Annotated in this window: 11 protein-coding genes; 6 read left to right on the top strand and 5 right to left on the bottom strand. The window is 44.1% G+C overall.

Translation table 11 applies throughout. From position 1 onward, the window contains the following. Window positions 1-134 precede the first annotated feature (134 nt). Window positions 135-800: a TetR/AcrR family transcriptional regulator gene (locus B2866_RS08175; RefSeq protein WP_068407211.1), complete on the top strand. Its 666-nt coding sequence runs from the start codon at window positions 135-137 to the stop codon at window positions 798-800. A 45-nt stretch (window positions 801-845) separates the two neighbouring features. Here the strand turns inward: B2866_RS08175 and B2866_RS08170 are convergent, their stop codons facing one another. Then, window positions 846-2,279 (bottom strand): uracil-xanthine permease family protein, encoded by a 1,434-nt coding sequence (locus tag B2866_RS08170; protein WP_296192620.1) that lies wholly within the window; start codon window positions 2,277-2,279, stop codon window positions 846-848. A gap of 741 nt (window positions 2,280-3,020) precedes the next feature. Between B2866_RS08170 and B2866_RS08165 the strand changes: the two genes are divergently transcribed. Next, a complete protein-coding gene (locus B2866_RS08165; protein ID WP_296192618.1) occupies window positions 3,021-5,084 on the top strand; it encodes a TonB-dependent receptor domain-containing protein in 2,064 nt (687 codons plus the stop codon). A gap of 155 nt (window positions 5,085-5,239) precedes the next feature. Further along, window positions 5,240-6,640 (top strand): PepSY-associated TM helix domain-containing protein, encoded by a 1,401-nt coding sequence (locus B2866_RS08160; RefSeq protein WP_296192615.1) that lies wholly within the window; start codon window positions 5,240-5,242, stop codon window positions 6,638-6,640. A gap of 12 nt (window positions 6,641-6,652) precedes the next feature. On the opposite strand, the gene B2866_RS08155 is transcribed toward B2866_RS08160, so the two are convergent. The 4 genes from B2866_RS08155 to B2866_RS08140 all read right to left on the bottom strand — a co-directional run bounded on the left by B2866_RS08155 (window position 6,653) and on the right by B2866_RS08140 (window position 10,952). After that, window positions 6,653-7,423, bottom strand: a complete 771-nt coding sequence (locus B2866_RS08155) for an ABC transporter ATP-binding protein (protein ID WP_296192612.1) — start codon at window positions 7,421-7,423, stop codon at window positions 6,653-6,655. A 52-nt stretch (window positions 7,424-7,475) separates the two neighbouring features. Next, the gene (locus tag B2866_RS08150) at window positions 7,476-8,570 is read right to left on the bottom strand and encodes an iron chelate uptake ABC transporter family permease subunit (protein ID WP_191690455.1); all 1,095 of its coding nucleotides are present in this window, start codon (window positions 8,568-8,570) and stop codon (window positions 7,476-7,478) included. Window positions 8,571-8,690: 120 nt separating this feature from the next. After that, on the bottom strand, window positions 8,691-9,800 hold the full coding sequence (locus B2866_RS08145) for an ABC transporter permease (protein ID WP_296192610.1): 1,110 nt from the start codon (window positions 9,798-9,800) through the stop codon (window positions 8,691-8,693). A 96-nt stretch (window positions 9,801-9,896) separates the two neighbouring features. After that, complete coding sequence (locus B2866_RS08140; RefSeq protein ID WP_296192607.1) at window positions 9,897-10,952, bottom strand: siderophore ABC transporter substrate-binding protein; 1,056 nt, start codon at window positions 10,950-10,952, stop codon at window positions 9,897-9,899. A gap of 356 nt (window positions 10,953-11,308) precedes the next feature. Between B2866_RS08140 and B2866_RS08135 the strand changes: the two genes are divergently transcribed. The 3 genes from B2866_RS08135 to B2866_RS08125 all read left to right on the top strand — a co-directional run bounded on the left by B2866_RS08135 (window position 11,309) and on the right by B2866_RS08125 (window position 13,571). Next, entirely contained in the window at window positions 11,309-12,220 is a 912-nt protein-coding gene (locus B2866_RS08135) for an energy transducer TonB (RefSeq protein WP_296192605.1), read from the top strand. A 181-nt stretch (window positions 12,221-12,401) separates the two neighbouring features. Next, a complete protein-coding gene (locus B2866_RS08130; protein ID WP_296192601.1) occupies window positions 12,402-13,094 on the top strand; it encodes a MotA/TolQ/ExbB proton channel family protein in 693 nt (230 codons plus the stop codon). A 75-nt stretch (window positions 13,095-13,169) separates the two neighbouring features. Next, window positions 13,170-13,571 (top strand): ExbD/TolR family protein, encoded by a 402-nt coding sequence (locus B2866_RS08125; RefSeq protein WP_068407187.1) that lies wholly within the window; start codon window positions 13,170-13,172, stop codon window positions 13,569-13,571. Window positions 13,572-13,728: the final 157 nt, after the last annotated feature.

Raw genomic sequence — 13,728 nt, 5'->3', positions numbered from 1 at the left:
TATGCAAATTATTTTTATACGCTGGCGAAAACCCTGCTATATTTTCGCTAAATAAAAAATAAAATTGGCTTATCAGTGCTGTTATATGTTGCAATATGGCTACTTATTTATCCTCCTATCCAATGGTTTATCTTATGACCCAACCTAATCAAACATCTCAAGCGTCCGATTCTGAGGCGCCTATTCATCGTAATCAGCAAGATATCCGCGCCCAAAATCAAGCAGTAATTTTGGCAGCTGCAGAAGAAGAGTTTGTATTACAAAGCTATCGCGGCGCTACGATGCAGGGCATTGCTGATCGGGCAGGACTACCAAAAGCCAATGTCCATTACTACTTTAAAAATAAAAAAAACCTCTACAAAATGGTTTTGCGCTCTATTATTGAAGAATGGAACGATGGTTTGGTGACAATGACCGTCGATAGCGACCCAAAAGCCGTGATAGAGAAGTTTGTACGCACCAAATTACACCAAGCGTTTGTGCATCCAAACCGTCATAAATTGTTTGCGTTAGAGGTCATCGGCGGCGCCCCATATTTACATGACTTTATGTCGACAACCATGAAAGAGTGGGCGCTTGATAAATCACAAGTGATGAAAACTTGGCATGAGCAAGGCAGAATTGGCATCGCTGACCCATTGCAGCTGTTGATTTTGATTTGGGCAACGACGCAGCGTTATGCAGAATTTGAAACAGAAATCGTCGGTCTGCTACAAAAAGACGCTTATGATAAGCAAGATGAAGCGCGCGCGGCTGACTTCTTAATACCCTTTATTCTGCGCGGTTGCGGGCTTGAATAGCGGATTTTACATAGCGCGCCATTTATTCAACCAAGCCCGCTGCCGTTATAACGGCTGACCTTCAACCTCACTTTTCGACAACACGCGCACAGGTTTTAGACCATCTTCTATATGTTGATCAGACGTATCAAACTCGACGCCATAGTTCTTTGGCAAAATCATATCCAACGTGATAGCGACGATACCTGACATGGTCACTGCCGAGCCAAAGATATTGCGGAACAGCTGCGGCGTTTGCGCAAAGACATCAGGAACAAACGCGATACCCATCGATAAACCAAGCGAAGTCGCAATAATTAAGATATTACGGTGGGTAAAATTCACTGTGGATAGGATGCGGATACCCGCAGTAGCAACGGTTGCGAACATCAATAGCGTCACGCCGCCAACCACAGGCTTTGGCAGCTGCGTAAAGATAGCGCCAAGGATAGGGAATAGCCCCATGGTAAATAAAATCGCCGCCACATAAAAACCCACATAGCGGCTGGCGATACCAGTCATTTGAATGACGCCGTTATTTTGGCTAAAGGTAGTGACGGGAAAGGTATTAAATACCGCGGCAATCCACGAATTGACCCCATCACCTAGCACGCCGCCTTTGATACGCTTTTCGTAGACAGGACCTTGAATAGGTTCGCCTGAAATCATTGAAGTTGCGGTCAAATCGCCTGAGGTTTCGATACTGGTAATGATATACATAAAGGCAATCGGAATAAACGCTTGCCAATCAAAGCTCAAACCGTATTTAAAAGGAATAGGGACGGTAAGTAATGGCGCTTCAGAGACTAAAGAGAAGTCAATACGCCCCATCAACATCGCCGCAAATAAGCCCAGCATCAAACCGATAAAAATAGCGCTTGAGCGAATCACTTTATTGTTGACGATACTAATCAGTACCACACTGACCAGCACCCCGCCGCCCAGTAGTAAATTTTCCATACTACCAAAGTTTTCGGCACCCACCCCGCCTGCCAAATCAGTCAGACCTGTTTTGGTTAAAGACAAACCAATGGTGACAATGACGCAGCCAGTGACGATAGGGCTCATCAAAGATTTGAGTTTGGTGATGAACTGGCTTAAAAATATTTCGACAAATGCGCCGAAGAATGACACGCCAAAGATGACCGACAAAATCTCCTCTGGGCTACCGCCTTTATTTTTTACCACAAAACCTGCGGCAAGGACGGCAGCCAAAAAGCCAAAACTGGTGCCCTGTAATGCCATCAGCCCCGAGCCGACGGGCCCGACTTTACGGGTCTGAATAAAGGTGGCGACCCCTGATACCATCAGTGACATGCTAATCAGATAGGGGATGTGCTCTCCCAATCCCAAAGCGCCACCAATGATTAAAGAGGGCGTGATGATACCAACGAACGCGGCAAGTACGTGCTGTACCGCGCCTAAGAATGCTTTTGCAGGAGCGGGGCGGTCATGCAGTCCATATAATAAATCAGGGTTTCCTTGAGTAACTTCACTCATTTTGGCTTTCTCCTAAAGTGACTTTTAGTCCAATCTCTGAAGGTAAACCTAAACAGCGTAGGAAAACTGATGATTTGAGAGTTGAGTCCGTGACTTAAAAAAGCCTTTCAGTAAACTCTAGATCTTCATCTTGTTTCTCTAGCTATCTAAGCATTTACTAATTTTCCAACAGAGAGTCGCACTTTTCCGTGTGCTAATAAATAAAAGCAGCTCACCATTATTTATCAATATTGCCAGATATGGTGATTAAAACCTGACTAATTAGTCAGCTATCTAAGGGTATAGCGAAAGCCTTGCTTATTGCAATGTTTTTTTTGCGATTAAAATATTAATTTGTTTCATCTCGGCGATTTAACAAAACCTTAATGCGCTTATGACAAATAAAATTACGACTGCTATTAAGTACTTAATAGCAGTCGATGTTAGGTGCTGCTTAACTTTCACAATGTCATCTATCTGGTTGAATTAAATTCCTCACTTTATTTATTGCCAAATTGTTAATACTTCGTTATTATGCCTGTCATATTTCAAATGCTAATCATTATCATTAGTATTAATCATGTTATTTCTATATGTGTTTATTGACTAAGTAGGCGTGGTCAATCAATAAAACACAAAAGTTTTAATAGAGAGTAAAAAGCAAAATCCCAAACTGTCTTTTTCGGACCATCTTTTTCAAACTGTCTTTCTAAAGTGGCACTTAAATCCTTCAATCCTAATAGTAAGTAAAGTGAGTGTGTTATGCGTGAAGTTAAGTCAGCAACATTTTCTAATCAATTAACGGTGTTATCGGTCGCTGTTTCAGCAATCCTGTGTTCACAGCTGGCGGTTGCGGCAACGGATGTGCCTAGTACGACCTTACAAACCATCACCGTGACGGCCAATAGCTCGGTACGTGAAAAGGTGCAAGAGGATGGCGTCGATGTCGAAGACTATACGCCTGCACAGCAAGCGAGCCATTTAAGCGATTTCTTAAATGTGGTGCCAGGCGTGACTATAGGCGGTACGTCAGCGGTCAACCAGCGCATTCGTATTCGCGGTCTCGAAGATAGCAACCTAAAAGTCACCATTGATGGCGCGCGCCAAGAAGGCAAGCTGTTCTATCATATGGGCGATATCACCATTGATCCTGATTTGCTCAAACAAGCGGATGTGGCAGTGGGTAACAATTCTGTCACGCTCGGTAATGATGCACTTGGCGGCGCGGTTGCTTTTAAAACGGTCGATGCCGCTGACTTACTTAAACCTGGTCAAAAGATTGGTGCCAAGCTAAAAGCAGGTTATGCCAGTAATAATGATGAGCTACTGACGTCTGCCACGGTTTTTGGCGCACCATCTGATAATGTCGATTTATTGGCTTATTATGGCAAGCGTGATACCAGCTCGGGTGAAGACGGTGAAGGTCGTGAGTTGTTTGAAGACAGTGAGAGCGAGAGCTTCTTATTAAAAGCCGGTGCTTATGTTGGTAATGACCATCATGTAGGTGCAAGCTTTAGCCGTACTGAGAAAGAAGGGATTTTCCCATTCCGCCCAGATTTTCCGAGTCGCTCTGAGCCACCAATTCCGCAACAGGTGAAGCGCGATACTTATGGTATTGATTATAAGTTTAATCCTAGCAATCCGCTGATTGATATAGATACCAATGTGTATCAGACTAAAACCCGTATTTTGCGCGATTCTGATTATATCAATGATCCAGGTTTTGATTTTAACGCGCAAGTTCAAACCACAGGCGCAAAAATCCAAAACACCAGTGACATTGCTACGAATGTTGGCACGCACAAGCTCATCTCTGGGATTGAGCACTACAAAAAAGAATCGGAGATGGAGCGCGACTTCGTTAAAACAGGGTCAGACGAGGCAACAAACACCTCTGTTTATCTAGAAGACCAATGGCAAATGGGCAAGTTTAGCTTAACGCCAGGCGTGCGTTATGACCGCTACAAATCTCCTGAGTTTATTTCTGGTGGCAAAACCTATGACAATGTCGTCGGTGCACTTGCTGCAAGCTATGAGATTGCACCACTAACGCAAGTATTCGCTAGCTACACACAGTTATTTAATGGTCCTGATTTAAGCCAAACAATCTTTAATTCAGATGGTGATAAAACGTATGTTAATAATGACTTAAAAGCAGAAGAAGGGTCTAACGCTGAAGTGGGAATCGTTACAACCTTACGTGACCTAACGGTCGCCGGTGATGCCCTGCAACTAAGCGGTAAATACTTTGAAACTGATATCGAAAACTATATTGAGTTTGTGAGATCAGGTGGGACAAGACCGGGCTTGAACTGTGCAAATGGACAACCAGGTGGCGATTGCCAAGGCGTCATCAATAAAGATGAAGATTTTAAAATTAAAGGCGTTGAGCTCGCCGCTGATTATAAAATGAATAACTTTAGTATGGGTTTGAGCTATTCGCGAGCGCGCAGTAAAGGCGACAAAACAGGCTATAGTATTCCATCAGTGACCGGAAGCAGCTCAGAGTCGGGTGATAAATATATGGTCAATTTGGCTTATAGTCCAACGGAGACCACAGATATCGGCTGGCGCAGTACCTATGTCGCTTCAGTGATGCCAAATACTGGCGAAAATGACATTGAAAAACCAAGCTATAATGTTCATGATATCTTTATGAACTATTCGCCAAAACAAGTTGATGGATTAAAAGCCACGCTTGGCGTTTATAATCTTTTCGATGAAGCTTATGCTAGCCACTCATCTCGCCTAAACCCGATTGATGATGTTGCTACTGACTTCGAGCCAGGTCGTAATATCAAAGCTTCTTTAACCTATCAGTTTTAACCCTGTATTTATTTTCTAGTCGCAATAGAGCCAGCTTTTTATAAAAAAGAGCTGGCTTTTTTATCGCTATTTTTTGGCACTCAAACTTTCTTTTTAAACATTACGCTTCGGCTGTAGCCCCATTAATCCTATATATTCATAAAGAATCAGCACTCATGACTTCACTTTCATTATCTTCTTTTGCATCGAATATACGCCGTATTTGTCTATGGATTCATCGTTATACTGGGCTTGTGATGGCAGGCTTTTTAATCATGGCTGGCATTACTGGCTCGTTATTAGCTTTCCATGCCGAGTTGGATGATATGTTTAATTATAAATTGGCTCAGATTGAGCGGCAAGATGCGCCACAGCTTCCTATTGCAACCCTGCACGATAAGGTGGTCGCCGCCTATCCAAAGTACAATTTTTCTAGTATGCCAACATCATTAGAAGCGGATAAATCTGCAGTATTTTCGGTCGATAGAGCCAGAGGTGAAAGTACCAAAAATCAACCTAAAGCCCTGTTTCAAGAGGTTTATGTCAATCCTTATAACGGCGATATCGTAGGAACGCGTGATAAAGACGCGTGGGCGTGGCGTAATACCATGTGGAAAGTGTTTTGGTTACACCGTGATTTATTGCTTGGCGATATCGGTAAGCTGCTGCTAGGTGTGATAGCCCTTATTTGGACGATTAACTGCTTTATTGGCTTTTACTTGACCTTTCCTAGGGCGGTTAACAATAAAAAAGTGTCGCAAAAAACTGTACCTAAAACTACGCCTAAAAAACGTGCGTCTTTTATTAAGCGCTGGCTACCGGCGTGGAAAATCCGCCGCAAAACCAATACCTTTAAGCTCAATTATGATTTGCATCACGCTTTTGGTTTATGGTTGTGGCTGATGCTATTTGTCATTGCGTGGTCGAGTGTCGGTTTTAATTTAAAATCGGTGTATCAACCCGTGATGCAAGCAGTGGTTGGGTTTGAAGGTAGAGAGGGTAAAAGAGAAGAAAAAGGCAAGTCAAAGACAACAGATAAATCGAGCGAGCAGGCTATGTCAGCCGTTGCACCAATGAGCACTGAAACGGGTAGTAATACCTTTGTTAATAAAGCGAATAGTATTGCGTATTTAACTGAGCAAGCGCATATTGCTGCGCAAAAAAATGGCGTAACCGTACAGCAGACATTGGGTATCCGCAGGCTTACAGAGGAGGGGCAATGGCAAATGCGTTTTAAAACCGACAAAGATGTCGGCACTCACGGTGGTGCCTCGTCTATCACAGTGTCTGCGGCGACTGGCAAAGTTGAAAAGGTTAATTTCGGTTATCAAAGCGCATTTGGTAATAAAATCGACCAATGGTTCTCAATCTTACACATGGGGCATATTGGACAGGGTAACGCTCATTTACTGTATCAAATATTCTTAGCAATGATAGGGTTGGCCGTGGCAGTTTTGTCCGCTACCGGTGTGTATTTATGGGTCAAAGGTAGTCAAAGCCGATTAAAGCAAAAATTGACCATTAAAAATAAATTTTCAAACCATTACGGAAAACCGGCTATTAAAAAACAGCTATAAAACACCCCGTACTTAAACGGTATCGACAATCACGGGTCGCCCTTGATGGTTAAGGACAGTCACATCGACTTTGTACAGCTCTTTCATGGTTTCATGCGTGAGTACATCAACAGGCGCGCCGGTTGCCAGTACGCGACCCTCTTTCATCGTCACTACCGTATCGGCAAATTGCGCAGCTTGATTGATGTCGTGCAAGACAATCACCACGGTTTTTTGCTCAGTATGACTCAATTCGCGCAGCTCACGCATCAGACGGCCAGCATGGTACATATCTAGATTGTTGAGCGGTTCATCAAGGAGTAGGTACGGTGTATCTTGGCAGACAATCATCGCAATCAGCACGCGTTGACGTTGACCCCCAGAGAGCGTCGATAAAAAGCGCTCGGCTAACGGCTCAAGCTCAAAGCGTTCGATAATTTCCTGCACTTTTTGCTGATCATCAGCCGTTGGTTGTCCTTGATGATAAGGATAGCGCCCAAACATCAGCAGCTCATGCACACGCAACCGACCTTGTACTTGGTTGTCTTGCCCAAGCATGGCTACGGTCTTAGACAGCGTTCGTGCATGACAGCTGACAATGTCATGCTCCTCATTCCCTATAACGAAACTGACCTGCCCTGATTGTAACGGTTGCAAGCGCGACATCACCGAAAACAGCGTCGATTTACCCGCACCATTTGGCCCTATTAAGGCAATCACTTGCGAGGGCGGTAAAGACAGGCTGATGTCATGCAGGATTTGCTGTTTGCCAATATGGTGGGAGACATTATTTATTTTAATCATAGCAGTTCTTGTTTTTAGAAAAGTTTAACCGTTGCGTTTTAAAAAGTCATCATTAGCGGCGATAGGTCATAAATATGAGTAATAAAAATACCAAGCCGCCTGCCAGTTCAATCACCACTGACAATACGCCTGCCATGCCGAGCACTTGCTCAAATATGGTTTGACCGAGGACCAAGCAAATCATCGCCACCAAGCTGACCAATATCAGACGCTCACTGTGATACATATGGCGCGCGATACGATTGGTCAAGGCGCAGACCAGTAAGCCAAAAAAAGTTACCGGACCGACCAAGGCGGTTGCCGTAGCGACTAATACCGCAATGACCGTTAATAGCCCAAAGGCGAGGCGTTGATAGTTGATACCAAGGTTAATTGCTTGTGGTTTGCCCAGCATCAAGACATCGCATTGATAGCGCCAGCGCCAGATAAATAGCGCACTGATGACGCAAATAACAAAGCTAATGCCCAAAAGCTGCGGATTGACCGTATTAAACTGCGCGTAACTGGCCGATTGGACTACCACGAAGTCATCGGGGTTAATGAGCCGTGCAACTAGCGCTGATAAGCTGCGAAACAACACGCCAAAGATAACGCCTACCAGTATCAGCCGCGTTAAATCCTGACTGCTTTTTGAAAACAACAGTCGAAACAACAATAACGACGCGCCAAACATGAGGACGATTTCAAGGGTAAATTTGGTAATGGGGTTGATGCTGGTAAAACTAATTGCGCCTAAAAAGAACACCAATAAGCTTTGTAATAACACATACAGTGAGTCAAAGCCCAATAAGGAGGGTGTCAAAATAGGATTGTGGGTCAAGGTTTGAAAGAGCAGGGTTGATACGCCGATGGCATAACCGACGACCATTAGCGCCAGTAATTTTTTACCCCGTAATGGCAGGGCAAAGTCCCAATAGCCGTTGACGTTAAGTGTCAAAAACAGCGTCATCGAGATAAGTAAAATAATCGCGGCAATGGATTTTGGATGACCAGCGATAAAGGTCCAAAGTTTTGCTAAAAGGTTTTGACGACAAGTATCTTCAAGGCTGTCATTGTCTAAAGTAGCATTTGCTAGAGCGCTCTTTTTTGCCGAGCCAGTCTTGGTAGAATTGTCGTTTATAAAGTTATGCTTAGACGATGAGAACATGAATAAATCCTACTATGCTACCTTCAATAGTAACAACGCCAAGCTTATCTAATCAGACAACAGGACGAATAAATTAAGAAAAGTGTTAACAATCAGGCAGCGACAAGATTGCGCTAGGGCTTATTGCTCAGCAGGCGCACGTAATAACAACCATAAAAATATCACCGTGCCGACCACACCAAAAACTGTCGCCACAGGCACTTCAAAAGGATAACGAATGGAGCGCCCGATAATATCACAAAGTAGCACGGCTGATGCGCCCAAGAGCGCGACTGCGGGCAAGCTGCGACGTAATTTATCGCCCATAATGCGGCTAACGATATTGGGTACGACCAAACCGATAAAGGGAATCATACCAACGGTTACGACGACGACAGCGCTCATCATCGCCACCATGCCAACACCAAGCCACGTCACTTGTCGTTTACTAATCCCTAAGTTTAGCGCGATATTGTCGCCTAAACCAACGATGGTCAGTTTATCAGCGATAATATAAGCCAGCACGCATAGTGCGCCCGTCAACCAAAGCAATTCGTAACGTCCAGCTAATACCGAAGAGAAGTCGCCAAATTGCCAAACGCTGAGCATCTGTAATGATTCAGTTTGGTAGGCGATAAAAGTGGTTATCGCCTCGATAATGCCACCAAAGACAATACCAATCAGTGGAATCATCAAAAAATCCGTCGGCGGAACGCGATGTATCAGCAGCATAAAGAGCATCATGCCAGCAACTGCCGCAATGGTTGCGACACCCATTTTGACCAGTAGCGCACTAGCTGGGAACAATAAACTGACTACCAGTAATCCTAATGCGGCGCTTTGGGTTGCCCCAACCATCGAGGGTTCCACGAAGCGGTTTTTCAGCACCACTTGAATAATCATCCCAGCCACCGCCATCGCGATACCCGTCAAAATAATGGCAATGGTGCGCGGAATACGGCTCACCAACATTAATGAGCTATCAGAGTTGGCGCTTTGACTGATAAGGCTTTGCAAAATACCTGACCACGAAAAATCTGCCACCCCAATGGATAAGCTTAATAACACCAAAAGCCCCATAATAATGAGGCTGGCTGTGTTTATTAACCACGGCGGTATCGCCGCGCGGCGCTTTTTATCACGGGCGTAGCGGCTGCCACTACTTGCACTCGGCTGCCAGCTTGATGGCGCAGCTGGCAGAGTAGAGCTGGTTTTAACGCTGGCTTGAGCACGAGGTGAAAATAATGGCATAACGGCTACTGGCTTACGAATAGGGTGTGAAAATTTTTATGGATAGCAACTGTCATAAGCAACAGCTGCTACTTGTATCTTGTATAGCGTCAAAATTTATTTTGCCTTAGTAAAGGCGTTTTTAATCGTCGTTAAATCCTGTAGCCACTGATAATAACCACCAAAGGCTAAGTAAGAGTCTGGGCTTAGATACACTACCTGGGCTTTATCCCACGCAGTGGTTTGCGCCACCAGTGGGTTGTCCAATACGGCTTTGGCACCCGCACCATCTTCACCGATTGCAGCGCTACGATCGACGACGAACAACCAATCTGGATTGGTCTTTTGTATGTATTCAAATGAGATAGGCTGACCGTGACGCGCATCAGTGATTTTATCATCTGCCATTGGAATATCTAATACGCTGTGAATAAAACCATAACGCGACTTATCACCATAGGCTGACAGCTTATTGCCATTGACCATGACCACCAAGCCTTTGCCTTTATTTTCTTTGGTTAAGGCTTTGGTCTCGTCAATCAGCGTGTCAATATTGCCTTGCAATTTTACTGCTTGATCGCTTTTGCCAAATAACGCACCCAAATCGTGTAAGCGCTGCTTGCTTGACTCATAAATATTTGCCGTATCAATGCTCATATCCAGCGTGGGTGCGATACTCGATAGCTCATTGTATTTTTCTGCCATACGTGAGCCGATCAAAATTGCTTGCGGCTGCATGGCGTTCAACGCTTCAAGATCAGGCTCAAATACCGTGCCGACTTCTTTAGGATCAGGATGTACTTTTGACTGTAAGTTATCTAAAAGTAGCCCACTTGGCATACCGTCAACCGCTACGTCAAGCGCCGCCAAATCTTGCATCAAGGTCATATCATAAACGACCAATGGTGATGGATTCATGGCCAAATCGACTTTACCTTTTACCGTATCAACTGCGATGGTCGCAACAGAAACGTTGTCATTTTCAGCTACATTCGAGGCCGCATCAGCCGTTTGGTTTTCAGCTTTGGTTTCTGTTATCTCATTATCACTTGAATCAGGCGAACTACAACCTGCTAAGCCAACACTAGCAATGAACGCGGTCATCATGGCGGTCAATAATGGACGTTTAACAAGGGGGCTTGCGGTACGATTAGAACATAAAGTAGTAGTCATAAATAACTCGGTATATCAAAGGTTTGGTTGGTATTGTTATAAGAATGCTAAAAAAACAGCAGAATAATGATAAAAAATAGCGGCTTTATAATTAAAGTTTTACGATCATTTGCTATTTTTACTATAAAAACAACTGCCATAATAAAGTAATTGAGACTTATTATCAATATTAACGATAATGGTTTTTATTAACTGACTTTTCATTCATTAAATTTTTAGTTTTAAACAACTTTGCTCAAGAACTTTGCTTAAGATAGGCAGTAAAAAAATGGAGAGATTAATAATTTACTATTGATAATAGTTATCGTTTGCATTATTATCTACGCTATTCTATAACGGTTAAATGTTAGGGTGTTATGAGTTCAACGGATTTAGAGGCGCCACCACTTAGATTGATACTTATCGCTATTATTTTAGTGGTCGGGCTACACCTGCTTACCGCAATCGCTTTGGTGATCATCAAAGCGCCTACGCTTAAAGATGAGCCCATTAAAGAGACGCCGCCGCTTGAAATCCAAATGGTCACATTACCTACTCAACCCATCGAAAACGTGGTTACTGAGGTAGAGGAAGTGCCGCAAAGTAAAGCTGAATCTATACCAACGTCTAAACCCGAACCCAAGCCTGAACCAAAAACGCAACAAAAAATGAAAGCGGTTACGCCAGTAGATCCAGTGGTAAGAGAAGAAGAACCAATCGTTCAGAAAGAAAAACCTGTACAGACGCCGCCTATAAAAGAACCACCTGTAAAGAAAAAAATAGAAGACAAGCCACCAGTTATTGATAAGTCAGTCGCTGACGAACAGCGCCGTATAATAGCTGCGCAGGCAGAAAAGACAGCGCAACAAGCGGAAAGACAAGCGCAAGCAAAAGCGCTGCAAGAAGCGCAGGCAAAGGCTGAAAGAGAAGCGGAAGCCGCTGCTCGAGCAAAAGCAGAGGCTGCAGCCAAAGCTGCGGCTGCGGCAAGTAATGAGCCTGTCAACTTTACCGCCAGTGCTGCGAACTGGGCATCGGCGCCAAACTTTAGCTTTCCTGACCGCGCCGCTCGCCGCGCCCGTTCGGGAGATACGCTCAACGTGGTGTTGGTATTAAGAGTCAATAAACAAGGCGGTATCGATAGCATACGTGTGGCCCAATCGTCAGGAAATCCGCTGTTAGATAAAGAAGCACAGCGCCAAGTGCGTTCAGGTAAATTCAAACCCTTTACCAAAAACGGCGCGCCAGTGGTCGGCAATGTCACCCTGCCAATTGCCTATGCGGTTCCTTAAATATAAAAGACTGGGTGTAGAAAAGCGCATTTATACAAGCAGATATAAAACAACCGACACATACAAAATATAGTGAAACACAGCGAAATATAGCAACGATGTACGAAAATAGTTATCAAAACTCGTACTGCTAACAATCATAAAATGACAAGTAACGACATCCCACATTAAGGAGTCTGATATGGACTTTACAACCTACTGGCAATATAGCGATATGGTGACCAGAACCTTATTCTTTTTGCTTCTTATTTTATCTATTGCCTCTTGGGTGACGGGTATCATTCGCATATTGCAAAGTCGCAAACTGGCAGCTAGCGTCGCCGATGACTTGAGTGCGCAGATTCATAGTAAGCAGGACAATTTGGTTGAAAGCGATGCCGCGTCTCGGCGTTTGGTGATTGAGCAGACGTTACTCAAGCATATCGGTCGCTATCGTTTTGCCAGTGAGCGCGGTTTGCCGATACTTGGTACGACAGCAGCAATCGCGCCGTTTATCGGTCTGTTTGGCACGGTGTGGGGTATTTTCCATGCGCTGCATAATATCGGTGTCAGTGGTCAGGCAGGATTAGGACAAGTCGCAGGACCTGTCGGTGAGGCTCTTATTATGACTGGTTTAGGGATTGCTGTTGCGATTCCGGCGGTGGTGTTTTATAACCTTGCGATACGTATCAATCGCCGCGTCATGTATCACGCCAATGATAGAGCGCATGATTTATTGGCACAATCTAGCGAGCTTGCTGCAGTGCAACAAGCGCCAATTCAAAAGCCAGCAGTCCAACGTGATACTACTAATCAAGTAACGCAGTTAACGAAGCAGTCAAATGCAGATAAACAAGCTGAGCATTATCATAAATCCGCACCATCGCAGTTGTAGTGATGGTTCAGTAGAGATAATAAGCCAAAAAAGCACGAGCAGCAAAGACGACAATTAACGGTATTGAGAACAATTATGGCATTTCAATTGGGTGACGATGACAGTCAAAGCATGAATGAGATGAATCTTATTCCGCTTATCGATATCATGCTGGTATTGATGATTATCTTTTTATTGACAGCGACCGTACTGAATCCAACGGTGCCATTGGATTTACCGAAAACCAGTGCCGAGGTCAATGAAACACCGCCCGAGGCGATTCAAATTAGCATCGATAAAGATGCAGGTTTGTTTTGGGATGACAAGCCTATCAGTATAGAAGCATTAGAAGTGCGTCTGCAAGAACAGTCGGCGAATGGCAAGGATCCTTCTATCCAGCTGCGTGCCGATAAAGAAAGTAGGTATGATACCGTGGCGCAAGTGTTGGCGGCAGCCAGTCAAGCAGGATTAACGAAGGTGGCTTTTGTTAACGAATAAAGTTTAAACGACTGATTAATAAGTAGATGAGCAGTAAAAATAGTTTTTAAAACAATAAGCTAGCAAGGTAAATAAGTAAGCTTAACAACAAGAAAATAACCACGACAATAACAAGAATAATTAAAATAATAAACTTTCTCTCCCGCCTCGCTTGGGC

The organism is Psychrobacter sp. UBA3483, assembly GCF_002377905.1.
In the GTDB taxonomy this organism is placed as follows: Bacteria; Pseudomonadota; Gammaproteobacteria; order Pseudomonadales; family Moraxellaceae; genus Psychrobacter.
This window is presented reverse-complemented; position numbering and strand designations above follow the sequence as displayed.